This is a genomic window from Paraburkholderia sp. BL27I4N3, from assembly GCF_003386115.1.
Lineage (GTDB): Bacteria > Pseudomonadota > Gammaproteobacteria > Burkholderiales > Burkholderiaceae > Paraburkholderia.
In genome coordinates, this window is record NZ_QREJ01000002.1 from 1 (window position 1) to 24,583 (window position 24,583).

The window sequence follows — 24,583 nt, forward strand, 5'->3', positions numbered from 1 at the left end:
GACATGCAATGCAGGGGCGGTTGACGTGTAAGCCTGAGAAGTCGTCATGGCACATTCTCCTGTCATATCGCGACCGCGCCGGAGCACGATTGCCGATGCCCTCCCTTTAGGTTACCGCTTTTTTGCTGCGCCGCAATATCTCGACCGTGGTGAAAACGTCAAATCATGAAGCGTCACAATTTTGAAATGATTCGCCTCACGTAGAGATGTGCGAACATGAATTGACGAGCTGTTGATCTGACATGGTTCACTAGGGCTGTTGGCTAGCCCTGATGCTCCATCCAACGCCGTCGTTCATGCGGCGCTTCGGCCATTACATGCCGACTTGACCTGCGTTGCTGCTTGCTCGTCAAAGTGAAATCGGTTGCCTCAAGGAACCGCAGTTGGACTGGCAATCGAACGATCACCGCCTGGGCTTGTGTCCGCCCCGCCCCTCGACGAATCCGTGAAAATGTAGATCGCCAATCGCGCTCGCCCCAGGCGTTGGCCCAGCACGTAGCGCGAGCCATTTCGACCGCCGAATCGGCGCGGATCAGACGGGCCATTGCGACACGCAGGCGAGCAATCGCGTATTCCCTCCGCGTACATTCCCGACAAGGAACAGGTGTGGTTTCACGCATCGCAGACCCGTGAAAGGAAGCGAAAGGAACGTAGTGTGATGAACGCGTTAGCTCCTGATGGTGCTGCAAGGATAGTCGAGCGGCAGCGCACGCGTCTAGGCGGGACTTTCGCGAAGGGCGCTGAAGGCTTGGCTTCGGTCGCTCGGTTTCGAGCGCGCCGAAAGGCCGCTCGGGGTCGCGAGTACTCATTCACTCGCATCGCACCTGACATTCGAGGCTACGACGGCGCGAACGGCGGCAAAGCGCCTATCAGCTGCCTCACAGTGGCCGACACTCCAACGTCCGCAATGGCCGAGTTGCGCGCGTAGCGCGTCCGTCAGGTTCCGGAGCATTGCTGCCGCATTAGGGTAGCCCGTCTGAAATGTGTCACAACGCCGCCAGTAATGGAGAAGAACTTTCGTTCGACGCCCCCGGCCAACCGTTTGATTCCTGTCGAGGATCCCTCAGTGTGGTCGCGAGAAAGGGACGCACACCGGACTTCCGGTTCGCAATGAGCCGCGCCAGCACCGCAACGCCTGTTGTCGAGTTTCTGGCTGAGCGAACAGTCGACGCATCCCCGCGGCCATATCGAAGCCGCGGGGTCGCGCTCTTTCTCCTCGCTACCCCAATCACGCCTGTCTTTCGTGACGTGCGAAAGAATACGCCCATTCTTGAAACCCACGGTTTCCCAAACTGATGGGCAAAACAGCCTCTATCTGAAGACAGGACGAAGCTTGAAACAGGGGTCATCCTCATGGGGCAGTACGGAGCCAAGGCGACCCTCTCGACGAACGGCGAACCCCGGCAATCAATTGCTTTTGACAGGTGCGACGGCGTCCTCAGTCTGGATCGTCGACGTTGCCTCGTCGTCGGGGGCGCCAAACGTACTGCGGTTATCGTGCAGAATTCGGTGATAGGTCATTGCGCCCTCGTCCCAACCCACGCTCATGGTGGCGCGCACCTGCGTGACACTCAATTCGATGCGGGGTCGTCCCGGTTTGACGCCCCGTTCAGAACAGGGATGCCTGACGCGGATCGCGCGCGGGCGGTTCGCGAGCGGTAGCCGCGTTGCGACTGCGCGCCGACCCGTGCCGCTGTGCGGACACGGCGTAGATGCGCGATCAGGGACACGGTCTGCATGCCCGCCGTAAGCGTGAGTGCAAAGTGTCCGATGTCTCCCGGCGCTCCCGGGGCGACAGGCGCGCAGCGACGGACGCAGTGCAAGGCGCCGGGCGCGGGGCGGTCAACTGGGCTGCGGCTCGTGCCGGGCCAGCAATCCACGACGAACTGGTGGACGGTGGCGGGCAGTGACTCGGGGGCGACGTCGCCGGGCAACGCCAGGGCAACGAGTTCAAATGCATCAGCCATCGGGGACACTCTCCTTCTCCAACGTCATGCGAAGCAGGCTGGCGAACATTTCTGCTGCGGGTTCGCGAACCCGTATCTGCTATCCGGTTCGGATCCTGCCACAAGTCGCGGTCTGAATAGCGCCGCCATCTACGCCTGATCATCCACTACGGTCCACGCCACCGCCTTGATGTTACCGGAGGCGCGATGCCTGCAAACGCGCGTGACTCTGTGAACGACAAACCACCCGCGCTCGATCACAGCAACAAGATCGAAGCTCTACTCAGAATCGTCATCTGACCGGGACGTCGCGACGGTGGCAGCCCTCCATCTGGCGAACGCATGCGTCGGGACGCACGAACTCTGAAAGTTGCACTTCACAAACGGTGAGCTAGAATCAGGTGCATTCTTCACCAACGGATCGCTCACCATGCAAATGCAAAGCTGGGTAGGAACGATCGAGCGCGAATGGCATCAGTTGCGCCGTGCCGACCCTACCCTCGATGTTGAAAAGTTTTCCCGTCACGTCATTGCAGCAAACAGGACTGGCTTCCTGTCCGTCGAGTCGATCGCCGCCATCGCCAATGCGCTTCTCACCAGCACGCTCAGTCGCGCGCCGGACCTGGGTCGCTGGCTGCTGGAGCGCATCGGCACGAACCGGCATCCCGCCTGGCGGATGGCAATGGCCATTTCCCTTGTCACTCCAACGGGAGGCGAGGCGGACCTTGAGAAGGGTAATGCGATTTTCGAAGATGTGATGAAGGATGAGACCGCAGACGGCCATCTTCGCGGCATGGCCGCCGCCGCGCTGGCCGACAGCGCACGACTCGGGCGGGGCATGCAGGCAGATGTGAGCCGCGCGCTCTCGCTCTACGAGCAGGCCATCAAACTGGGGCACAAGGCATCAGCACACAATCTCGGGCTTTTCTGGGAAGGCGCGTGGGGTGCCGAAAACAGGAGCGTTATTCCGGACCGCACGAAGGCCATACAGAGCTACCGGCGCGGTGGAGATGATCTACGTTGCCAACGCCGTCTGGCAGCGCTGCGGTGAAGCAGTCCTGCCGCCTGCGAGTCGAACCGGGGCAAGAGGTCAAGAGGTGGAAACGCGTTGTGGGGGTCGCAGATACGGATATGCGCCCGCAGGAAGACTGACGCCACATTTGCCGCGCCCGAAACGAATCCGTCGGATCCGTACGTCGTCAGAATCTCAGGCTTCGCCGGGCGCATTCATGAAGATACAAACCGAGCCACCATCGGCGGCCCCCTTAGGACTTGCATCGGGGATTGGCGACATCGGGCACTCGACGGACGCTTTCGTCAATGGATACTGGCGACATTGCGCAGGCGAGACTTTCCGTCCCTCGTGATGCGAACGCGCATTGTCCGAATGCATGTCCTCGCGAAATGCAAGGGGACGGGATCACGGCGTGAGTCGGCGAGCAGGCTTTCCTGATCGATACCAGCGATGCGATTCAGCAAACGGGTTCCGTGCGCTTCCGTAGCGCTTCGGAGGTCGACAGGCTTATGCGTCGCCGGCGATATGAGCGCGTATAATGCCTGGCAACCCGAATCATTTTAACCTGGAGAAATCCGGCCAGACTTTTGCGCGGCTGACTGCGCAGGCGGCGCCGTTTCCTGACCAATGACGGATCAACCGCCGGTGGAGTTTTGACGCTGAACGTGAGAGAGCCAGCGAATCGGTCTTCATTCGCCGGTCTGATAGCTGATGGTTTTTTCACGTGGTTTGCGGAAGGGAGACCAAGCGCTGCTTTACAGGTGGAATAACCAGATCGCGGTTAAAAATGCGGACGCTGACGCAGTACGGCACTGTGGCTGCCTCCATTCATATGTCATCGGCCCATGGAGTCGTCGACGCGTCAGACGAAGCATCGCCTCCTCTATAATCGGAAAGTCAGCACACCAATCGCATGGAGCCCACTTTATGAGTCAACCCCGCGGACGATATGCGGGATCTCGGGACAGCGGCCAGCGCCAACCTCGTCACGTGAAGCAATCTCAGCCCACCCGGCAGAGACCATCGTACGTCAATGCACCTGCCCGGGACTCCGCCCAGACTGCCTCCATTTTCAAGACACGATCGTTCCAGTTTCTGGTCGATACGGTGGGCGCAGAGAATATCGCCCTGGGACTTGGATCGAACATGGCGCGGGTGGCCGAACTGACGAAGGGCGAGAGGTTCACGCCCGAGACCGCCTTTCACATGGAGACCACGCTTGGATTGCCTCACGGTTTCTTTGACCAGCCCAATCCTGCGCTCGCGGCCGAAACCATCACCCGCCTGAAATCACCGCTCGATTTCGTTCAAAACGACGACGAGCCGGAAGCAGTGTCGGAAACACCCATGCCGCCTTCCGTCCTGGACGGCGGCCAGCCACCATATCCTGAAGACAGTTTGTCTGGGGAAGCGCAGATGCCGAAGAAAACAGCGGGCGGGTCGCCTAAGGCCGTCAGGAACAATCGAAGCCAGATGGCCGAACAGCCCACCCCTCCTGGGCCGCGAAAAGGTGCGCCCTCGAAAGACAGGACCTCGCCTCGAACCATCCAGCAGCACGCGCTGGCACTAAACGACAGTGGCGACGTGGAGAAAATCCGACGCGCGAACCTCCACGTTCTCACGGGTCGCAAGGGATCGAAAGCAAGACTGGGTGTCGTCATGGCGATGACCGGATCCAATATGGCCCATCGGCTGTATGGGAAGAAACGTCTGGACGATGTCGAAGCCAACCGTTTCACGGAGCGACTTGGTTTACCAACTGGCTGGCTGGATACGCCGCGCTCGGAAGCCGAGATCCCGGAGTCGGTGTCGCACTTGCTTATTCCCGCTTCGCGCGGCCGCGCATCCGTCGAACAGAGCGAACCGCTCGCGGCCGCAACGAAGGATGGCGTCCCAGGAAAGGCCGCCGGGGCAAAGATGGATACGGGGCGCGCTCGGGCGGCCGTCGTCCGGACCGGTCCGGAAAGCTCCTTATCAGTTGCGGCGGATGTCGCCGGAGAGAAAGGGACGAATGCGGTCAGCCAGAAGGATCATCTCGCTGATGCTCCCGACGAGCCTGCCGGTCGTGTATCAGACGAAAGTGATGGTGAAGTGACTGCAGCCACGCCGGCAACCCCTCAGTCGCTCCCACAGGCCGCAGCACCGCAGCAATCGCCCGAGTCGCTGCGCCCTACCGCGACAAGCCTGGGCGATCTTCACGGCATCGCGCCCGTCGCGGAAGCACTGCTCAAGACGCTGGCAGGAAAGGCACGCACGGGTCGACTCGACGAACTGAAGGCGCTCGAACTTTTGCAGCAGGCAGTCCTCCTGTGAGTCGGTGGTAGCGTGCTACGATCTGTTCTCCAATGACGGATGAAGCGCATCGGGACAGCGTGGCCCCGGTGCGCGCGAAGCATCGCCCTGCCCTCTGACCGGCGGTGAGATCCCGTCCATCTGGACAACGCAACGCGCCGACGCCCGGGTTGGCGGCTCAACGGTCGAGAAACTGCCGCAGCTTGTCGGCCCGCGCCGGGTGCATCAGTTTTCGCATCGCCTTGCTTTCGATCTGCCGGATCCGTTCGCGCGTCAGGTCGAACTGTTTGCCCAGTTCCTCGAGCGTATAGTCCGATGCGGTATCGATCCCGAACCGCATCCGCAGCACCTTCGCCTCGCGTGGCGACAGCGCATCGAGCGCCTCATCAATCGCAGCGCGCAGGTTCGCCTGCACGGCCGCGTCCGCGGGCGACGCCGCCGTCGGATCTTCGATCATGTCCCCAGCGTCGCGTCGGCGTCCTCGCCCACCGGCGTCTCGAGCGATACCGGTTGCCTTGTGACCTTCAGCATGCTCCGAACCTTCTCTTCCGGCAGTTCCATGCGCTGCGGGATGAGCCTCGCGCCCGGTCTGCTGAAGAATCTCGCGTGAAATCCGGTTGAGCTTGTTGATCGACTCGATCATATGCACTGGCACGCGAATCGTGCGTCCCTGATCAGCAAGCGAACGCGTGACGGCTTGCCGCACCCACCACGTAGCATAGGTCGAAAACTTCCACCCACGTCGATATTCAAATTTGTCGACGGCTTTCATCAGGCCGATATTGCCTTCCTGGATCAGATCCAGAAAATGCATGCCGCGGTTGACGTACTTCTTCGCAATGGAGATCACAAGGCGCAGGTTAGCCTCGATCATCTCGCGCTTGGCCTGCCGCATTTTCGACTCGGCCGCCATCATCTGCCGGTTGATCTTCTTCAACTGTTGCAGCGGCAGGCCGGCGTTCGCTTCGATATCGACCAGTTTCTGCTGTTCGGCCTGAATCGCGGGCAGACTGCGTTCGAGCGCGGCGCCATACTCGCGCGACCCCGCGGCCGTGCGTTCGGTCCATCCCGGATCGGTTTCGTGCCCCGTAAACGACTCGACGAACCTCTCGCGCGGCATCCCGCACCGATCGACGGCAATCTGCAAAATACGCCGTTCTACCGCGCGCACCTGCGCGACCTGTTGCTGCACGTCGGTACACAGCCGGTCAATGGTTCGCGCTGTGAAACGAATGGGCGCCAGTTCGTGCTGCATCGCTTCGCATGTCTGTGCGAGGGCCGTGCGACTCTTGCCTTGCGCGGCATCGCCACGCGGAAGCTGATCGAACAGTTCACGCACCCGCGCGAATATCGCGAGGCAGTCGGTCGTAAGCTGTTTCAGACGCGCTGCGTTCGCCTTCACGCGATCTTCGTCTCCAGTCTCGCTGTCTTCATCGCCATCACCGCCGTCTTCGTATTCATCGACTGGGTCCGCGTCGGTGCCGGCTGCGTCAGCCATGTCCGGGACCGGATATCCGGCTGCGGCGGAATCCTCATTGAGACCGTCGACCAGTTCGTCGATGCGCAGGTCACCGGCCTCGATCTGCTCCACGCTCGCAAGAATTGTAGAGACAGTCGCCGGGCAGGCTGCAATCGCCTGGATCATTTCATGAAGGCCGTCTTCGATGCGCTTCGCAATCTCAACCTCGCCCGCGCGGGTCAGCAATCCCGTTGCGCCCATTTCACGCATGTACATCCGCACGGGATCGGTTGTGCGTCCAAATTCGGAATCGACCGTCGAAAGCGCGACCTCCGCTTCCTCGTCGGCCTGGTCGTCCGACACGGCTGCCGGCGCGGCGTCGTTCAATAACAGCGTCTCCGCGCTGGGCGCGTGCTCGTAGACCGCGACGCCCATGTCATTGAACGTGCTGACAATGGTTTCCATCGCAGCGGTGTGTGCGACATTGTCCGGCAGATGATCGTTGATTTCGGCATGCGTCAGGTAGCCGCGCGTCTTCCCCAGTTGGATGAGTGCGCGCATCTGGCGCTGCCGCTCTTCGTCCTGCAACGCAGTGGACACTGCGTCCATCGGGAGCAGGGCTGCGGTAGCCCTGTCCTTCGATGTGCGGCGTCCCGCAGCCTTCGGCGCGCCTGCAGCTGTGTCTAACCTTGAATGTTCCCGATCAAAAGGTGCCATACATTCTCCCTGGACAAATTTGCCCGGCGATAGCCAGACCAGCGGCTAGGCAAACCACGGCGAGCGCGCGACGAGATTCACGCCTGCAGGCGGGCATGAGTTGCAGGTCGCAACGGGTAATGGACGCGGCCTGCCTGTATCAAGCGGACCGGTTGGAATAGCGCGCGAAAACAGCGCGTGGAAATCACACCGGTATTGTAACAGAAATTGCTGCACCGCACCAATGACAGCCGGTCACGGGCTCATTCGTCAGCGGGAGGGAGAATGGATCGTCTTCTGGCGCGGGCTCAGGATTTGCGTGATCCAGTATCTGAAGATGGCGTTGGAGGCCGATCATGAAAACGCACGCAATCACTCACGTGCAGTGTCCATGCGGACACCACGGATCAAATATTGAATGTTTTCGCGATGAGTCGACAGCCGAAGGGTGATACCTCAGCTGTCTGCGCAAGCTTAGCCACGGCGGAGATTATGAGGGGCTTGATCCGTTGTTCGCCGACACAACGCCGGCCTGCCCACTGTGCGGACGATCCCTGTATCCGGAACACGTCGTTGGAACACGTCGATGCACTTGGCGAGCGCATTCACGCAACACGGACTTAACCGGGTCCGCAGCGCCCTGAACCAGGAGCTAGCGGTGGCAGCCGTTCCGGTGCAGGTAGCATGCGCACCGCATCCATGAAGTTTGCGCCGTACTTGTCGGCGGCATGCGGCGCGAGCATGCTCCACTCATCGTTGCCCACGGTCCTATCGTTTCGGCCCCTTCATGCTTTCCGACTCGATCGCGGCGTTGCGCTCCTCGTCTGCTTCAATGGGTTCCATCGCTTCGTCGACGGAAGCCATCGCCCGCTCGGCGGCAGCTTTCATCCCATCTGCCGGAGCATCCGGTTCGTCGTCGCCGTCATCCGGCGGCTGTAGCATGTCCTTAAGCATCGCACCCAGTTCCGGCGTGTTCCATGGCAGGCCACGCTGGGTCCGGACCTTTATGTAGTGTCTCACTTCCGCGTCCTGCTCTGCGGTAAGCGGTAACCCCCGGAAGGTGCTTTCCGGGTCATCGTGCGTCATGGCTCTCTCCTGCTTCCATGACTGTAAGTGTAGTCCCATTGCACCATCGTGACCGGGTTACTCCCGGGTGCGCCAGGGACGCAGGTCTGTCGCAACACCAGTTAATGCTCAAGGCCAGCATCGCGAATCGATGGCTCGCCACCGCGACGCGGCGTGGTATCCGGAGCGATGTGATGCCCGCACGTATGTCAGGCGCCCCAAAGTGAATGTGTCGACGGTGTCGAGCAATGCCGCTATCGACGCAGGTTTCCGGAAGAACACAGTCCAGTTGCGGAGCTCACCGACAGGCTCTGGCATCGCCGACAGCAGCACGACCGGTAGGTCGGAAAATACGGCCCGACACCTCAGGTGGCGACACAGCTCCCCGCCGTCCAATTGGGGATCTGGAAATCGGTGATAACCAGATCCGGAAAATTTTCCGTGGCCTTTCGCAGTGCATCACATCCATTCCCGGCCAGCACGACACGGTGTCCGCGACTTTCCAGCGCCAGTTGCAGCGCCCACTGGTTTTCGAAGTCATCGTCGACAAGCAGGACGGTAGACATGGCACGGTGCGGTTGGAAGGACGATTCGAATTCCGCAAGTCGCGTGCCTCCGGAGATTCCCTCCGGCTTCACGACGCGGTGCCGCCCTGACGGCAGCAGCGCTGTGAACATCGTCGGCAGCGGCATCAGTGAAGGCCCTGGACCGGAAGTGATGACCGCAGCGACACTTGACGGCTCTCAGGTGATTTCCTCAGACGGGCAGGACGTCGGCAAGATCCGGGACATCATGCTCGACATGCGCAGCGGCAGGATCGCATATGCAGTGCTGTCAGAAGGTGGTTTTCGCGGGATGGGTACGAACCTGCATGCGACACCGTGGAACGCACCCACGCTCGACACGGGCGCAGAATTTTTTCGCGTTGGCGTCGCTGGTTAGCGTCGCTGCCCAGCGCATCAAGGACGACCCGGGTTTTGACAGGGACAACTGGCCTTCGATAGCAGACGCCACGTAGGGCACCACGGTTCACCAGTACTACGACCGCGCCCCCGTGCGGTGAAGCAAAAGTAGCAGCGTTTGGGAAGTAAAAGTCGCAACACCCAATTTGGCAACCAAAGACGGCAGCGCCAGGCGGCGGCCTTGGGTGCACCGGCCGTGAAGGCAGCGAAAGCTGTAGAAGTCAGCCGGTCGCGGAACGTCGGCCGGCGCCCTCGATGAGTTGCCACGGAGATTCCCGTCACCATGCGTCTCGTCCATCAGCCTTGGAGCCGTTCCTGGACCTGTCGGTCGGGCGGCGCTCGCTAGCCGCTCACCGCAGCCAGCATCGATCCCTTGCACCGCTTCGTCGCACAGTGGCACGCGTAGTCGGCGACCAGTTCGGGAGTGATCGCTTCATCGAGCGTGAGCCCATAGGCGATAAACAACTCGTCTCCCGGCAGCACGTCCCGGATCGTCTCGATAAAAACGCGCCCCCGCTCATCCTCGATCGCCTCACAGTTCGGCCTGCACGAATGGTTCAGCCAGCGGGCACTGTTGCCACCCACGCTGCCGTCAATTACGCGTCCGTCAGCAAGGCCGAAGAGAAACGTGTGACCGGGCGTTCCAGAACGCTTGTGCCTGGCAGCGGCCCGCCGCCAGGAGGTGACTTCACCGCGATATTCAAGGATCCGCGCGCCAGCGGTGATAGCCTGCAGCGCGAACACGCCCCGCCCATGAACTGAAGATTTTCTGACCGCCACACGCCGCACTTCCGGACTCCTGGTTCGTTGATGGCAGCGAGCATATCGAGCGCTGCGTGGCACCGCAACTGCCCCGTGGCATTCAGAACAGGGTGGTCTGACGGGGGTCCCGCGCCGGCGGGCGGGAAACGGCAGTACGGCCAGGTCGACGGTTGCGGCCACGACTATTCCGCACCCGCCGCAGGTGGGCCAGCATCAGACAGCCCGACGTCCCATCACTGAAACGCAACGCAAACACCCCGGTTTCGCCGTGCGCGCACGGCCTGGTCGCGCAAAACGACAGGCGCAGCTTCCGCGACTTCGCGCGCGCAATCATCTGCGTGCGGCTCATGCCTTGCCAGCAGTCAGCGATGAACGCCTTCACCGCCCCGGGCAACGACTCATGCGCGATGCCGGCGGGAAGCGTCAGCCCGGTGAGCAGATAGATATCAGCCATACAGCGACTTTCCAGAATGCAGCGATCTGCCATTTATACCGCTTTTTTGCGACGTGTTCCCGGTTTGGCCTGTGTGCCCGCGACCGCCGCGCGCGGCGGCCGGGTCGCACGCCGCGCGTTCCCGCCCCTGGAAGGAACAGCGGACCGGTGCGCGTCTCTCGCATCCGCTTGAGCATCCCGTGTCGCGATGAACTCCGTCTGCAGCCGCGTGTTCTCCGCCTGAGCCGCATCAAGCCGCCCCTGCAGCACGCCTGTCTGATGACGCGCGTCGCCCAGTTGCGCCTGCAGGGTGTCAACGGCCCGGCGGTGGTCCGCATCCTTGCGCTCCGCGCGGCGTGCGGCGTCGTCGACCTCCTTCTGCAGCTTCGCTGCGATATTTCGCTCGCGATCAATCTCCAGCAGGGCGCGTTTCTCAGACGCCCTGAGCCGATCCCCGGCCCGTTCGGCTGCTTCGCGCTGCTTTTCCAGATCCCGCGAAAAGCCTTCCCTCACTTCCACGAGTTCGCGATCGCGCCCAGCCAGCGCGTCCCTGAGCCGCCCGAGCTCCGCTTCGAGTGCCTGTCGCTGCGCGTGAGCTTCAGCGTGTGCCTTTTCCAGCTCCCGGACCTCGACCTGCGCGGCCAGCAGCGCCGCGGTGCGCTGCTCGAGTGCGGTCTCGGCGCGACCCAGTTCGTCGCGGGCGGCGGTGACCGCCTGCTGCGCCTCGACGCGTTGTGCCTCGAGTTCTTCGCGCAACGCACCGAGCGCGGCCTCCGCTGACGCGCTCGCGCGCTGCCAGAGCGTGGCGACCAGTTCGCCGGCGGCCGCCCCGAGATCGGCCGGCAGGTCGGGATGGTCGATGCGCACCCGGCTTTTTTCGCGCAGCTCGGTCCAGAACTCACCGAGCACTTGGGTCGGCGTGCTCATGCTGCCCCGCTTCACCAGCTGGTACAGCCGGTTCGCGGTCGGCGTGATGCCGAAACGGAAAAACAGCAGCGCGCAGACCTCGCGGTACAGCTCGCGCGTCTTCGGAAAGGCGGCCTTCAGGCGGTCGATCTCGGCGACCAGCACCGCGTCGGGGGACAGGACGTCACTCATGAGGATTTTCGCCAGTGGATTTCCCTACATATTACTACGTAAACCGACTAATTTATGACGCCCTCCTCCTTCAATTTTGACATTAATCCTATAATGTTAAATTCTTCGATCGCCAATGCGACACTCGCCGCGTGACCGTCGGTTTAAGTAAATCTGTTCCCGTTTTTAAAGTAATATTGTTCCCCACCTTTGGGCCGAAATCATAATGGCCGCCTGCACCCGGCAGCAGGGCATTCACGTCCGGCGGGGGCAGTGAGATTGATCGTCAACGTCGCCTGTGTACATGGAAGTTCCAGAGCGGCCGGCCGTCAGACCCAACGGCCAGGCCGTCCGTAACGAGTTACGTCCCACCGGGCATCCGCCCTCGCCGCGTCTTCGCCCATGAAAACCGCCGTTTCCGCCCCGCGCCCCGATCGACGCGCTTGAAGTGCCCGCCACTCTCGATGGCCGCCACGGCACGAACCGCGCAACCGGCCACATGCAGGTCGCCGCTGATACCGAACCCGATGCGGTCCGTGCGTGGCTCGCCCGCTTCGTCGGGACGAAGACGACGTTCGACAACTACCGCAAGGAAGCCGAACGGCTGCTGCTATCGTCCACCCTGCAGATGGGCAAGCCCCTCTCCTCGCTCACGCACGAGGACCTGCTCGTCTATCAGCACTTTCTCGGCGATCCGCAACCAGCGGCGCGCTGACGGCGGACGCAAACATCCACGCAACGACCCTCGCTGGCGGCCGTTCTACGGTCCCCTGTCGGAGTCGAGCCGGCGACAGGCCATGGTGATCCTCAATGTCATGTTTGCGTGGTTGGTGCAACCGATGGACGTGCAGGGCGAAGTTGTGTTGCCACTGTTCGGACCTAAAGGAGAGCGCGAGGCGCGTTGCTGGACGACGGCACGTCGCTGAGGATGCCGCCGAACTTGCGGCCTATCTCATGCCGGGCGTTCACGTGCAGGCTTGGGGTGACGGCATAAAGAACCGTCTCGGTCGAACGGTGAACCTTCTTGAGTTCGCTGTACTCGTTGGTGACCTGTCCGCTCCGGGCGCTGAGAATTGGCACGACAGTTCGACGGCGAAGGGCTAATGTCGGGCCATGAAGAGTCACTCATTGGGGTCCCGTGTGCGACCACATCTAGGCGCAAAGCAGCCATTGATCCCAACCGCCGCGACTATGCTTCCGGCGCTACAGACGCGCCGACGATTCCATGGCGCCTCAGGGAATCACCCACGAATCCCGACGCCTTCATGTCCTCGACAAAAGTGCCCAGCACCTCGGCCGCGGTACTGCCTCGACTCTTCGGCGTACCCATCGCCTGCTGGATCACCATGAACCGCTCGTCGAGCAATCGCAGCCCAACGGCCTTTCGTGCATCAGCCTCGAGCTGCTGCTTCACTCCGGCTGCCACCTCCAGATTCTGTTCGAGGAAAGTCGCTACGACGCTTGGCGAAGTCGGCGCGCGAACGATCTGGGCCGCCTTCAGTTCACGGGTCAGGAACAAGTCATAAGCGCTTCCCTGGCCAACAGCGACGCGGTTCTTCGCGTGGTCGACATCCTGATTGGTTTTGATGGGTGATTCATCCCGAACGAGATAGAAGCCTTCGATCAATACGTAGGGTGCCGTGAATGCAATCGTCTTGCCACGCAGTGGATCGACCGCAAAGAAGCCGAAATCAGCGCGCTCCTCACCCACTGCCTGAACTGATTTCCCGGCCGCGTCAAAGACCACCAGCTCCAGTTCGACGTTGAGCCTCCCGGCGAACGCCCGCGCAAGATCGACCGAGACGCCAAAGGGCTCGCCGGTTTCCGGATGTTTATTCGCAAGAATCGGATTGCCGAGGTTGATAGATGCGCGGAGCTTGCCAGTTGGCGCAAACGCGGCGACAACGGATTGATCGATGTTCATGGATGCTTTCGTTGTGACCGCATTTTTGAGCACGCGGTCTAAGGTTCAAGAATTTCGCTGATACGGGACAACGCATCGAGCGTGTGAAGCAGGTGCTCCCGCATTGCCTCGGACGCTTCCTCGTTTCGCTCACGTTCAAGCAGATCAAGCAGATGCAGATGTTGCTTCGCGTGTTCGACATAGCGCTCCCGATGCTGCATGGAGCGATACGACAGCAGGCGGCGTACACGGTTGACCCGCCGGATCGTGTCAATAAAAAAACCGTTCCCGGAAGCCTCAACCAGTGACTCGTGAAACCGCACACCCCGCTCGTGCAGTTGGTCTGCGGTGTCCGTTTCGATGCCGCCTGCAAGCAGATGCTTTTCCACGTCGCGACATCGTTCGAGCGCCTTGCGCTCGAGCCGGTATCCAGGCTCCAGCAACGCGGCCGGTTCGAGCGCAAGACGTAGCCGGTATGATTTCAACAGACTGTCGGGCGTTGTCAGCATCGATGAGAACTGCCATCCGTAACCGGGCTTGCGCTCGGCCCAGCCCTCCTGTGCGATACGTCCCATCACCGTTGTCAACTGTGCGCTGGTCAATCCGTACCGGTTGCGAATCAGCTGTTCGGAGAACTCGTCAGGCAATTCGCCTTTCAGGCGATCATCCGCGATCTGGAAATACGCACTTGTCACGAGGTCGGTTTCGGCCAGCCCCAGTTCTCCCACGAGATCCGATAGCGGTTCGATGACAGGCTTTGCGACAAAGAACCCCCGATTCTTCTCGCGCGTCAGGATGCCTTTTTCATGTAACAGGGCAAGCGCCTCATTGACGGGCGAACGGGAGACGCGCAACCGGTCCGCGAGCATCTGCGCCGGCAGATGCGCGCCTGCGTCAAGTTCTTCTGTCCTGATCAGTTCAACAATCTGGGTCGCAATGGATCTGTCAATCATGTGAGCTTTGCCTTCTGCTTTAAACGCAAACGCAGCAGTGGCTATGTCTCAAACCTCCTGCGTCGCCAGACTTCTTTGCAATATCAGCGGGATGACGCCTCCCGAACGCAACAGCGTACATTCGAGCCGGGTTTCAACCGCCGCCGTCGCTTCGATGGCTTGCACCTTTCCGCTTGCTCGCACGATACGCACGGGGATCTTGCAACGAGGTGACAGCGTATCAGCGGGCGCGTCGACTTCGAGCTTATCACCCGGCCCAATATCAAGGGAATCCGCGCTTGCGCCGGACGCAAACCGAAGCGGAAGAATGCCCATGCCAATCAGGTTCGAGCGATGAATACGCTCGAAGCTGACGGCCAGCACCGCGCGGATGCCAAGCAACCTCTGTCCCTTGGCTGCCCAGTCGCGCGACGAGCCCGTGCCGTAACGTTCACCCGCGACGAGCACGACAGAATCGCCATCCTGCTGGTAGCGCTGGGCGACTTCGAAAATCGGCAGCACATCGCCGCTCGGTACGTGCAGCGTATGCGCGACCGGCATGCCAGCATGCAGGCGGTTGACGAGCGTCCTGTTGTAGAAAGCCGCGCGCACCATCACTTCCCAGTTGCCGCGACGTGACGCGAAGACGTTAAGGTCGTCGCGATCGTCACCGCGCGAGACGAGAAAATCAGCGACGTAGCTGTCCTTCGGGATCGCGCTGGCGGGCGAGATGTGATCGGTCGTCACGTCGTCGCCGAGCACAAGCAGCGGGTATGCGCTGAATTCTCCGAGCTGGCTGCCCTGCGTCGCGGAGGCGAAAGGCGGTCTGCGCAGGGCGGTTGACGCCGGATTCCAGGGAAACTGCGCGCTATCGGGTGCGTCGAGCTTGTGCCAGGCCGGATTTTCGCTGGCGAGCGCGAAGGCACGCGGATAATCACGCGGATCGGCGGCTAAGGCAACGAGCTCGGCGACTTCTTCGCGGCTGGGCCAGAGGTCGCTTAGATAGACGGGTTTGCCGTCGACAGTCCGCTGGATCGGGTCACGGCTCAGGTCGATTTGCGCGTCACCCGCAAGCGCAAAGGCAATTACGAGCGGTGGCGACATGATGAAGCCAAGATCAAGATCCGGATGGATGCGGCCTGGAAAGTTCCGGTTTCCCGACAGCATCGCTACAGGATAGATGCTTCTCTGAGCCATCCCATCACGGACCGGGGCAGTCAACGGCCCTGAATTTCCAATGCAGGTCGTGCAGCCGTAGCCGACGATGTCGAATCCGACAGCTGACAGATCGTCAATCAGATCGGCCCGCTTGAGGTAGTCGGCGGCAGCGGGCGACCCGGGACCAAGAGAGGTCTTGATCCACGACGGCACTTTCAGGCCTGATGCCCGCGCCTTGCGAGCAAGCAGACCGGCGGCGATGAGTAGCGCAGGATCGGACGTGTTCGTGCAACTTGTTATCGCGGCAATCGCAACTGGATGCTTGGGCATCAACGGATGTGATTCCGCTGGATGGAAGTCGAGCCTTGCGAGCGCTTCTGCGGTCTGCGTGTAATCGAGCAGGTCCTGCGGTCGGCGAGGACCAGCGACGTGCATGCCGATGCTGGCCAAATCAATGTCAATGGTGCGCGTGTAACGCGGCTCGGCCTGCGGATCGAACCACAAACCGGCTCGTTGCGTGAACGCTTCGACCAGCCTGATTGACGGTTCCCGACGGTTTGTCGTGCGCAGATAGTCGAGCGTGTGCTGATCGACCGGGAAGAAGCCAGTCGATGCGCCGTATTCCGGGGCCATGTTGGCAACGACAGCCCTGTCGCCTGCGCTAAGCGTCGCGACACCGGGCCCAAAAAATTCGACGAACTCGCCGGACACACCAATGGCGCGAAGTCGCTGCGTGACGGTCAGCGCGAGATCAGTGGCCAGCACGCCGGGCCGCATTGCCTGTGTTAGCCGCACGCCGATCACGTCGGGGATGCGTTGCATCACCGGCATGCCGAACATGACGGTTTGCGCCTCGAGTCCACCCACGCCCCAGCCAAGAACGCCAATGCCGTTGATCATTGGCGTGTGACTGTCCGTGCCAATCAGCGTATCCGGCACCGCCCACCGGTCTCCGTCACGCGCCACCGTTGTCACAACGGTGGCGAGTTGCTCGAGATTGATCGTATGCATGATCCCGGTGCCCGGCGGATGGATGCGCACACCCTTCAACGCCTTCGAGGCCCAGCGCAAAAAGCGGTAGCGCTCTCCATTGCGACGTAGTTCGAGTTGCAGGTTCAGCGGCGCCGCATCGGGCTGCGCAAAGTATTCGACGGCAAGCGAATGATCGACCGATGAATCGACAGGCAGTACCGGATTGAGGGCTGCAGGGTCTGCTCCCGCCTCCGCCAGTGCGTCCCTCATGCCGGCAATGTCCACCAGCGCGGGGGTGCTCGTCGTGTCATGCATCAACACCCGGTTGGGCTGGAACGCGATCTCAGCTTCGCTGGTCGCGTGCACCGCCCACCCGAGGATGCCGTCCACGGCCTGCTGGCGTTCTTCGCCCTCGGTGTTCCTGATGACGTTTTCCAGCAGCAGACGCAGTACGACGGGCAATTCGCGCAGCTTGTCGCCGAACATCCTGGGCAGGTCGACGTAGCGATATGACGCGCCATCGACGTTCAGACGAGCCTCGGTGGGGGAGTAAGTGTTTTCCATGACTGTATTTTTGCACTTTGCCAGGTAAAAATGCAATCTAGTGCAAACCCCAAATAAACAATTCGGAGACATCCCGTGGAAGAAGACGATCGTGACCTGTGTAAAAAGGGCCCGAACCATGCCCGACGACGCCTCGTTCAAGGAACTGCGGCGCTGGGTGCATTGGCCGTATTAGGACCTATCGTCCGGTCGGCTTCTGCCGGGGAAACAGCAGCACCTCACAAAGATTTCAAAGGAAAGAAACCCATGTTTGCTTATGTCGGATCGCGGACGACCCGCGAGCGGAACGCCCACGGCGACGGGATCAGTGTGTATCAGGTCAATACGGAAACGGGCGCGCTCACATTCGTCCAACTCGTCAAGGACCTGGTCAATCCATCGTTCCTCGCTCTGAGCGGCGACGGCGAGCGTCTTTACACCGTGCACGGTGACATGAGCCACATCAGTGCATTCAAGGTGGACAAGACGTCGGGCGAGCTCACGTTTATGAACCGGCAGAGCACACAGGGCAAGAACCCGGTACATCTCGCGATCGATCCTTCGGGACGTTACATCGTGGTGTCGAATCACATCGGCTCGAGCGTTGCCGTCCTGCCGATTGCCGCGGACGGCTCGCTGCAGGAACTGACTCAACTGGTTCATCTCGAAGGCCCGATCGGTCCACATCGTATCGAGCAGAAGCAGTCCAAACCCCACTTCAATCCGTTCGATCCGACCGGCCAGTTTGTCATCGTTCCGGACAAGGGACTTGACCGTATCTTCACGTTCCGCTTCAAGGATGGCCAATTGACGCCCGCATCCCCGGCCTTCGTCGTTGCACGTGAGACGTCGGGTCCGCGCCACCTGGCTTTTCACCCCAATGGCGCCTATGCGTATGTCGTGAACGAGCTTGACTCGACGGTGACGACCTACCGCTATTCAGCCGCCAACGGCGCCTTGACGCCAGTGCAGATCGTGTCTTCGTTGCCCGATACCTTCACGGGCAATAGCCGTGCATCGGAGATTGAAGTCGATCGCACTGGCCGCTTCGTGTACGCGTCGAATCGTGGCTACGACAGCATCGCACTGTTCAGAATCGACCAGACAAGCGGACACCTGACCTTTGTCGACGCGGTGCCGACCCTGGGACGCACGCCGCGCTTCATGACCTGCACACCCGACGGTCGCTTCATGTACGCACTGAACGAGGAAAGCGACAGCATTGTTGCGTTCGCAGTCGATCCGTCCATGGGACAACTGAAGCCCACCGGCTTTTCTGTCGAATCAGGCAGCCCTGTGTGCATGGTGTTCTCGCAACATCAGGCGTAACCCGCAATTTCGATTTCAAGAAATCCAGCGGGCGCGCCCGTAGATGGAGGTCCACATGCAAGCTGCAACCGCAATCGACGAGCGTGCCCTTGTTCGCAAGATCGCCTGGCGCATCATTCCGTTCGTTTTCATCCTGTACATCATCTCCTACCTGGACCGCGCAAACATTGGCTATGCCGCGTTACAGATGAACCGCGATCTGGCGTTGACAAGCGAGGCGTTCGGCTTCGCATCGGGCATCTTTTTCATCGGCTATTTTCTGTTCGAGGTGCCCAGCAATGTCATGCTCAACAGGTTCGGGGCGCGCGTATGGATCGCACGTATCCTTGTTACGTGGGGGATCGTCTCGGTTATCTCCGCTTTCGTGCAGAACGCCACACAGCTTTACGTCCTTCGATTTTTGCTGGGGGTGGCCGAGGCAGGCTTCTTCCCCGGCATCATCGTCTACCTGACGTACTGGTTCCGTGCCAAAGAACTCGCCACGACAGTTGCGCTCTTTACCGCGGCCATCCCCGTGTCGTACATCATCGGTGCGCCGCTAAGCACCTGGATCATGGATACCGTCCACTGGCTGAACTGGAGTGGGTGGCGGTGGATGCTCGTTCTTGAAGGCATTCCGGCCTTGATTGGCGGCGTCATGTGCTTTCTCTATCTAACCGATCGACCTGCTGACGCAAAGTGGCTCAAACCCGAAGAGCGGGACTGGCTGCTTAACGAACTGGCCAATGACCGCAAAGCGCGCCCGGACGCGAAACACTTCGGCTCGCTCAAGGCGATGACCAACCCGAAGGTGTTGTACCTGTCGTTCATCTATTTCGTGTATCAGTGCGGCAGTCTGGGCGTCGGTTACTGGATGCCACAGATCATCAGGGGATTTTCGAAGGCATTGAGTCACACCCAGGTCGGGCTCATCGCAATGATTCCCTACATCTTTGCGACCATCGTCATGGTGTTGTGGTCGCGCAGTTCGGACCGACACAGTGAGCGGCGCCTGCATTCAGCGATACCGCTCGCGGTCGCCGCATTGGCGCTGCTTGGCGCCGGGCTCACGACCAATCCGTATGTGTCGATCACGATGATCAGCCTGAGTCTTGCTGGCCTTTACGCTTTCAAGTCGCCGTTCTGGGCCTTGCCAACGCTGTTCCTCACGCGTTCCACCGCTGCGGTATCGATTGCCGTGATTAACTCAGTCGGTAATCTCGGTGGCTTTGTGGGACCGTTTGCGATTGGATATATCAAGGGGTCTGGGCAGAGTGCGACACCGGGTCTTTTGTTCCTTTCGGCATTGCTCGTGTTGTCGTTCCTGATGACCTTCTTCATCCGGATCAATGAGCGCAAAGCAGTTGATGCTGCCGGAGCTGTCGCCAGTCAAGGGCACTAGACAGTGACTGCGCGCCCGGGCGTCAGACAAGCGCCTGAAGTCTGTTAGCGAAACAAGAACTACATTCCGGAGAAGAATTTTCAATGAAAGCGCATTATGCTACGTTAGTTATCCTGAGTTTATCAACCGGATTTACCTATGCGCAAAGCAACGTCACGCTGTATGGCATCATCGACAGCGGCTTGAACTACACCAACAACGTGCAAACGGCCAAGACCGCTACAGGTCTCAAAGGCGGACACCAGATTGCGATGATCGAAGGCGGTTCGGCCGGATTGCAGGGCAGCCGCTGGGGATTGAAGGGCAGCGAAGACCTGGGCGGCGGTCTGAAGGCGCTTTTCCTGCTCGAAAGCGGTTTCTATAGCAACAACGGCGTGCTGAATCAGGGGGGCGCGATGTTCGGCCGGCAGGCTTACGTCGGTTTGGGCAATCCGGTTGGAACCCTGACGTTGGGTCGTCAGTACGATCCCGTCGTGGATCTGTACGGGCCGTTTCTCGCGGCGCCGCAATGGGGCGGATACATGTCCTCGCACCCGAGCGATCTTGATAACGCGCTCAACACACGTCGGATCAACAACTCGATCAAGTTCCGCAGTAACAGCTACCGCGGGCTGACCGTCGAAGCCATGATGACGTTGGGTGGCACGCCGGGTTCGTTTTCGAATAACTGGATCTGGGGAGGCGGCGCTGCTTACGCGAATGGTCCGTTTTCAATCGGCGCGGGCTACCTCAACATTCGGAACCCGAACACGTCGTTTTTCGGGGCTAATCCGAATGCGGGACCGGCTACGACCAACAACCTGGGTAGTTTCGGAAGCGCGACGAGTCCCCAGAGTAACCCGGTCTTTGCCGGATACGCCTCTGCGAATCGTCTCGAGATCGCGGGCGTCGGTGCTGGTCTGACGCTTGGTTCGCTCAATGTCAACCTCGCCTATTCGAACACAAGGTTCGAAGATATGGGTTCCGCGTCTGGACCGAACACACTGCACTACAAAGGTACTGCGGCATTCAACAACGTAGAAGTGAACGCGAAGTATCAGTTCACGCCGTCTCTTCTTGCTGGCATCGCCTACGATTACACGCGTAACGGCGGGGCGAGCGGTAAAGGTGGGGCGAACTACAACCTGTTTAGCGCGGGACTGGACTACTTCCTGTCCAAGCGCACCGACGTCTACACCATCGCGGTCTATGAGAAGGCGAGTGGCACTGACTCGTTAGGGCAGAGCGCTGTGGCACAGATCACCGGTTTGACACCTTCGACAAACGATAAGCAGGCTTCGTTGCGCGTGGGCATCCGTCATAAATTCTGAAGCGAGCGCTCATCGCGCCGGAATCGTTCCGAGCGACATGGGCGCCGAACCGATAGCAACGACCGCTTTCAAAGGTCAATGAGTCACACTCACGCATTTCTCAATTGGCTCGTTTGGGTCCATTCCATCTGGGTCGTTCTCTACCGCTCACTTGCCGTCAAACGAATCGCGCTAACTTCTCCAGACACAGTGCTCCCGGCGTCAAATTGCGCCGAAAATTCCCCTCATTGATGTCCGAAAATCGGACCGTCCGGTGCATTGCAGCCGCCGCATGTGACGCAGAACAATTCAGAACGTCATTCGGCGGTGCCAGAGGCGATCGCCCAAAAAGAGGGCCGCGCGCTCTCGCAGCAAAAACGCAAACTGATCGAACCTCCTTATACCGGACCGGGGCCGCATATTATGCAACTAGCCCTATCCGAGCAAGCCCGCGTCCTTGGGCAACGACAAGTTTTGTTATCGCTCTCTCATACTACCCGGATTGCATGCTCCATCTGCGGCGCGGACGCAAAAAACGCGCCGATATGCCCCCGCCACTCGGCAAAGCGCGGCGTTTCACGAAATCCCTTAGTATGGTGTTCGACCGATTCCCAGCGGACCAACAACGTGAATCGATTCGGCGTTTCAATCGAGCGATGCAGTTCATGAGAGAGATATCCGTCAGCGCTTCCTAGCACCGCTGCTGCAGAAGGAAAGGCGGCCTCAAACAGCTCTTCTTGTCCGACATTGATCGTAAGGACTGCGATTTCTGTAACCATGACTTCCTCTACTTTGGTGAATCCCGCCGTCCACGCCTTGCAGAATGCAGGAAAATGCGCCTTATGCCCGCGCTTACGGTCGTCTATGCGCCGACAAGCCTTTGATGGCGAAACGCCCCTTCGGGGTTCTCCCGTCGGCCTGGCATATCGCCATGTTGTAAATCGCGTAAGAGCGTTCGCAATCGCGAACGCTTCAACCATAACCTCGCCCGTCACTTGTACTTGGCGAGTTCGAGTTTGCCAATCTGATTTCGATGCACCTCATCGGGCCCATCGGCAATGCGCAGAAGACGGGCAAGTGCATAGGCAGCGCCGAGTCCAAAATCGTTACTCAGTCCTGCGGCTCCGAAAGCCTGAATGGCCCAATCAACGATCTTGCCTGCCATGTTGGGCGCCGCGACCTTGATCATTGCGATCTCAGCCTTCGCACCTTTGTTACCTACCGTATCCATCATGTGGGCAGCCTTAAGCGTCAACAACCTGGTCTGATCGATCATAATCCGGGCCTCCGCGATCCGCTCCAACGTAACGCCCTGCTCGGCGATGGGCTTACCGAAGGCCACCCGCGTCAGGCTGCGCCTGCACATCTGTTCAAGAGAACGCTCCGCGAGGCCGATCAACCTCATGCAGTGGTGAATTCGCCCGGGCCCCAGGCGTCCTTGAGCAATCTCGAATCCGCGGCCCTCGCCAAGCAGAATATTCCCGGCCGGTACTCGGACATTTTCGAACACAACTTCTCCGGCACGGTCGGGCATGCCATAGAAGCCGAAGACCGGCACCGCGCGGATCACCTTCACGCCCGGGGTGTCGCGCGGCACGAGGATCATTGACTGCTGTTTGTGCCGGTCCGGATTTTCCGGATCAGACTTGCCCATAAAGATAAAGATCTTGCAATGGGGGTCGATCGCACCCGTTGAGTACCACTTACGTCCGTTGATCACGTAGTCGTCGCCATCGCGCAAAATCCGCGACTCGATATTGGTTGCATCACTCGATGCCACCTCCGGCTCGGTCATCGCGAAACACGAGCGAATTTCGCCGGCGAGCAATGGCTCAAGCCACTGCTTCTTGTGCTCATCCGAACCGTACCGGGCAAGAACCTCCATGTTGCCTGTGTCGGGCGCGTTGCAGTTGAAGATCTCAGGGGCGAGCAGCGAACGTCCCATGATCTCGCACAAAGGTGCGTATTCCAGGTTCGTCAGTCCAGCGCCATGTTCAGAGTGCGGCAGAAAGAAGTTCCACAAGCCCTGTCCCTTTGCAACCGGCTTGAGTTCTTCGATTACTGCTGGAACTTTCCACGGGCCACCCTCCTCCACCTCCGTGAAAAACCTCCTTTCATTCGGGTAGACGTACTCGTCCATAAACGAACTGAGGCGCGCCTGCAGTTCCCTGACCTTCGGTGTGTAATCGAAATCCATGCCAACCCCATCTTGAGTGATAGCAGCGTATGCGCCGCATAAGTTAGTGCTTGTAGCGCCCTGGTCTAATGACGTCCGTGCAGGCGCTCAACCTGGCGCCACGCCGCCTCGGCAATCGGCCGCGCCAGTTTGCCGTTCTCCATGGCACTGTCGCTGGTCGCCGTTCCGTCCAGAACGCGGCCCATAATTCCCTGAAGAATCCCGGCCAGACGGAACATGTTGTAGGCCAGATAGAAGTCCCAGTGGTCGGGGTCAATCGCGCCGCGACCCGTACGTCGGCAATATTCCTTCTGATACACGTCTTCACTGGGAATGCCCAACTCCGCCAGATCGTAGCCGAGCAACGCCCGGAACTCGCTCGGTCGCAGTCGCCAGGCCATCATGTGGTATGCGAAATCCGCCAGCGGATGGCCAAGCGTCGACAATTCCCAGTCAAGCACTGCAAGGACGCGTGGTTCGGTCGGGTGAAAAATCAGGTTGTCGAGCCGAAAATCGCCATGGACGATAGAAGCCTCGTCTCCCGTTGGAATATGTTCGGGCAACCAGTCAATGAGCCTGTCCATCGCCTCAATGGTTTCTGATTCCGACGCACGGTATTGCTTGGTCCAGCGCGCGATTTGGCGCTGAAAGTAATTGCCCGCCTTTCCGAAGGTGCCGAGGCCAACGGCATCCGGGGCCACGTTGTGAAGTGCCGCGATCACGCGATTCATTTCTGCATAAATGGCACCCCGCTCTGACGGGGTCATGCCGGGCAGCGCGGGATCCCACAATATGCGGCCCTCGACAAACTCCATCACGTAGAAGGCGCTTCCGATCACGGAGTCGTCCTCGCAGAGACAATAGGTCCGGGCGACTGGAACTTCGGTTTCGCGCAGCGCGCTCATCACACGATATTCCCGGTCCACAGCGTGCGCCGAGGGAAGCAGCTTGCCTGATGGCTTGCGACGAAGCACGTAGCGAGCGTCGCCAGACTTGAGCAGGTACGTCGGGTTCGACTGGCCACCCTTGAATTGCTCAACCGTGAGCCCACCCGCGAAACCGTCGACATGTTGCGACAGATATTGAGCCAGTCGATCGTGGTCAAAAGCGTGCCGCTGTTGCACCGGGTCGGTGCCCTCAAAATCATTACTCATGGTCCCTCCGTTATCACATAGGACCGCAGACTCGCCAGG

General features: G+C 60.2%; 18 protein-coding genes and 2 pseudogenes. 8 read left to right on the plus strand and 12 right to left on the minus strand.

What is annotated here, in order from left to right; genetic code table 11:
- Positions 1-2,376 precede the first annotated feature (2,376 nt).
- Positions 2,377-2,997, plus strand: a complete 621-nt coding sequence (locus B0G71_RS37185; protein WP_116149968.1) for a sel1 repeat family protein — start codon at positions 2,377-2,379, stop codon at positions 2,995-2,997.
- 891 nt (positions 2,998-3,888) lie between these two features.
- Positions 3,889-5,274: a hypothetical protein gene (locus B0G71_RS37190; RefSeq protein WP_116149256.1), complete on the plus strand. Its 1,386-nt coding sequence runs from the start codon at positions 3,889-3,891 to the stop codon at positions 5,272-5,274.
- Positions 5,275-5,431: 157 nt separating this feature from the next.
- On the opposite strand, the gene rpoD is transcribed toward B0G71_RS37190, so the two are convergent.
- The 3 genes from rpoD to B0G71_RS42300 form a co-directional block, all read right to left on the minus strand.
- Positions 5,432-7,429, minus strand: a complete 1,998-nt coding sequence (gene rpoD / locus B0G71_RS37195; protein ID WP_404935494.1) for an RNA polymerase sigma factor RpoD — start codon at positions 7,427-7,429, stop codon at positions 5,432-5,434.
- A 747-nt stretch (positions 7,430-8,176) separates the two neighbouring features.
- Positions 8,177-8,494, minus strand: coding sequence for a hypothetical protein (locus tag B0G71_RS37200; protein WP_116149258.1), 318 nt, complete (start codon positions 8,492-8,494; stop codon positions 8,177-8,179).
- A gap of 344 nt (positions 8,495-8,838) precedes the next feature.
- The gene (locus B0G71_RS42300; protein ID WP_258875806.1) at positions 8,839-9,039 is read right to left on the minus strand and encodes a response regulator; all 201 of its coding nucleotides are present in this window, start codon (positions 9,037-9,039) and stop codon (positions 8,839-8,841) included.
- Positions 9,040-9,142: 103 nt separating this feature from the next.
- Between B0G71_RS42300 and B0G71_RS37210 the strand changes: the two genes are divergently transcribed.
- On the plus strand, positions 9,143-9,415 hold the full coding sequence (locus B0G71_RS37210) for a PRC-barrel domain-containing protein (protein WP_404935495.1): 273 nt from the start codon (positions 9,143-9,145) through the stop codon (positions 9,413-9,415).
- Positions 9,416-9,777: 362 nt separating this feature from the next.
- Here B0G71_RS37210 and B0G71_RS37215 read toward each other — a convergent pair whose 3' ends face one another.
- The 3 genes from B0G71_RS37215 to B0G71_RS37225 form a co-directional block, all read right to left on the minus strand.
- Entirely contained in the window at positions 9,778-10,224 is a 447-nt protein-coding gene (locus B0G71_RS37215; RefSeq protein ID WP_116149260.1) for an SET domain-containing protein, read from the minus strand.
- A gap of 73 nt (positions 10,225-10,297) precedes the next feature.
- Positions 10,298-10,651 (minus strand): hypothetical protein, encoded by a 354-nt coding sequence (locus B0G71_RS37220; RefSeq protein WP_116149262.1) that lies wholly within the window; start codon positions 10,649-10,651, stop codon positions 10,298-10,300.
- Positions 10,652-10,684: 33 nt separating this feature from the next.
- The gene (locus B0G71_RS37225) at positions 10,685-11,728 is read right to left on the minus strand and encodes a DNA-binding protein (protein ID WP_116149264.1); all 1,044 of its coding nucleotides are present in this window, start codon (positions 11,726-11,728) and stop codon (positions 10,685-10,687) included.
- Positions 11,729-12,140: 412 nt separating this feature from the next.
- Here B0G71_RS37225 and B0G71_RS37230 point away from each other — a divergent pair.
- Together B0G71_RS37230 and B0G71_RS42305 are read left to right on the plus strand one after the other, a co-directional pair.
- Positions 12,141-12,543 (plus strand): annotated as a pseudogene (locus tag B0G71_RS37230) (integrase); the annotation flags it as partial.
- Positions 12,541-12,811 (plus strand): annotated as a pseudogene (locus B0G71_RS42305) (hypothetical protein); the annotation flags it as partial. The pseudogenes B0G71_RS37230 and B0G71_RS42305, both read left to right, overlap by 3 nt.
- A gap of 85 nt (positions 12,812-12,896) precedes the next feature.
- Here the strand turns inward: B0G71_RS42305 and B0G71_RS37240 are convergent.
- The 3 genes from B0G71_RS37240 to acnA are packed head-to-tail and all read right to left on the minus strand — an operon-like array spanning position 12,897 to position 17,236.
- Positions 12,897-13,631: an ABC transporter substrate-binding protein gene (locus B0G71_RS37240; protein WP_116149266.1), complete on the minus strand. Its 735-nt coding sequence runs from the start codon at positions 13,629-13,631 to the stop codon at positions 12,897-12,899.
- Between the two features lie 38 nt (positions 13,632-13,669).
- Positions 13,670-14,563 carry a GntR family transcriptional regulator gene (locus tag B0G71_RS37245; protein ID WP_116149268.1) on the minus strand — a complete coding sequence of 298 codons (894 nt, stop codon included), beginning with the start codon at positions 14,561-14,563 and terminating at the stop codon, positions 13,670-13,672.
- 48 nt (positions 14,564-14,611) lie between these two features.
- On the minus strand, positions 14,612-17,236 hold the full coding sequence (acnA, locus tag B0G71_RS37250; protein ID WP_116149270.1) for an aconitate hydratase AcnA: 2,625 nt from the start codon (positions 17,234-17,236) through the stop codon (positions 14,612-14,614).
- A gap of 246 nt (positions 17,237-17,482) precedes the next feature.
- On the opposite strand from acnA, the gene B0G71_RS37255 reads away from it, so the two are divergent.
- The 3 genes from B0G71_RS37255 (at position 17,483) to B0G71_RS37265 (ending at position 21,235) form a co-directional block, all read left to right on the plus strand.
- The gene (locus tag B0G71_RS37255) at positions 17,483-18,544 is read left to right on the plus strand and encodes a lactonase family protein (RefSeq protein WP_116149272.1); all 1,062 of its coding nucleotides are present in this window, start codon (positions 17,483-17,485) and stop codon (positions 18,542-18,544) included.
- A gap of 55 nt (positions 18,545-18,599) precedes the next feature.
- On the plus strand, positions 18,600-19,925 hold the full coding sequence (locus B0G71_RS37260) for an MFS transporter (protein ID WP_116149274.1): 1,326 nt from the start codon (positions 18,600-18,602) through the stop codon (positions 19,923-19,925).
- An 83-nt stretch (positions 19,926-20,008) separates the two neighbouring features.
- Positions 20,009-21,235, plus strand: a complete 1,227-nt coding sequence (locus tag B0G71_RS37265; protein WP_116149276.1) for a porin — start codon at positions 20,009-20,011, stop codon at positions 21,233-21,235.
- Between the two features lie 467 nt (positions 21,236-21,702).
- Here B0G71_RS37265 and B0G71_RS42310 read toward each other — a convergent pair whose 3' ends face one another.
- From B0G71_RS42310 to B0G71_RS37280, 3 genes are all read right to left on the minus strand, one after another.
- Positions 21,703-21,993 carry an antibiotic biosynthesis monooxygenase gene (locus B0G71_RS42310; RefSeq protein WP_116149278.1) on the minus strand — a complete coding sequence of 97 codons (291 nt, stop codon included), beginning with the start codon at positions 21,991-21,993 and terminating at the stop codon, positions 21,703-21,705.
- A gap of 212 nt (positions 21,994-22,205) precedes the next feature.
- Positions 22,206-23,411, minus strand: a complete 1,206-nt coding sequence (locus tag B0G71_RS37275; RefSeq protein WP_116149280.1) for an acyl-CoA dehydrogenase family protein — start codon at positions 23,409-23,411, stop codon at positions 22,206-22,208.
- A 65-nt stretch (positions 23,412-23,476) separates the two neighbouring features.
- A complete protein-coding gene (locus B0G71_RS37280; protein ID WP_116149282.1) occupies positions 23,477-24,544 on the minus strand; it encodes a phosphotransferase in 1,068 nt (355 codons plus the stop codon).
- Positions 24,545-24,583 lie beyond the last annotated feature (39 nt).

Coding starts and splice junctions, on each gene's coding strand:
- B0G71_RS42300 (WP_258875806.1), bottom strand. CDS start 9,039: ATGTCTACCGTCCTGCTTGTCGACGATGACTTCGAAAACCAGTGGGCG.
- B0G71_RS37220 (WP_116149262.1), bottom strand. CDS start 10,651: ATGGCTGATATCTATCTGCTCACCGGGCTGACGCTTCCCGCCGGCATC.
- B0G71_RS37245 (WP_116149268.1), bottom strand. CDS start 14,563: ATGATTGACAGATCCATTGCGACCCAGATTGTTGAACTGATCAGGACA.
- B0G71_RS37265 (WP_116149276.1), top strand. CDS start 20,009: ATGAAAGCGCATTATGCTACGTTAGTTATCCTGAGTTTATCAACCGGA.
- B0G71_RS37225 (WP_116149264.1), bottom strand. CDS start 11,728: ATGAGTGACGTCCTGTCCCCCGACGCGGTGCTGGTCGCCGAGATCGAC.
- B0G71_RS37240 (WP_116149266.1), bottom strand. CDS start 13,631: ATGAACATCGATCAATCCGTTGTCGCCGCGTTTGCGCCAACTGGCAAG.
- B0G71_RS37255 (WP_116149272.1), top strand. CDS start 17,483: ATGTTTGCTTATGTCGGATCGCGGACGACCCGCGAGCGGAACGCCCAC.
- B0G71_RS37280 (WP_116149282.1), bottom strand. CDS start 24,544: ATGAGTAATGATTTTGAGGGCACCGACCCGGTGCAACAGCGGCACGCT.
- B0G71_RS37275 (WP_116149280.1), bottom strand. CDS start 23,411: ATGGATTTCGATTACACACCGAAGGTCAGGGAACTGCAGGCGCGCCTC.
- acnA (WP_116149270.1), bottom strand. CDS start 17,236: ATGGAAAACACTTACTCCCCCACCGAGGCTCGTCTGAACGTCGATGGC.
- B0G71_RS37190 (WP_116149256.1), top strand. CDS start 3,889: ATGAGTCAACCCCGCGGACGATATGCGGGATCTCGGGACAGCGGCCAG.
- rpoD (WP_404935494.1), bottom strand. CDS start 7,429: ATGGCACCTTTTGATCGGGAACATTCAAGGTTAGACACAGCTGCAGGC.
- B0G71_RS42310 (WP_116149278.1), bottom strand. CDS start 21,993: ATGGTTACAGAAATCGCAGTCCTTACGATCAATGTCGGACAAGAAGAG.
- B0G71_RS37185 (WP_116149968.1), top strand. CDS start 2,377: ATGCAAATGCAAAGCTGGGTAGGAACGATCGAGCGCGAATGGCATCAG.
- B0G71_RS37260 (WP_116149274.1), top strand. CDS start 18,600: ATGCAAGCTGCAACCGCAATCGACGAGCGTGCCCTTGTTCGCAAGATC.
- B0G71_RS37200 (WP_116149258.1), bottom strand. CDS start 8,494: ATGACGCACGATGACCCGGAAAGCACCTTCCGGGGGTTACCGCTTACC.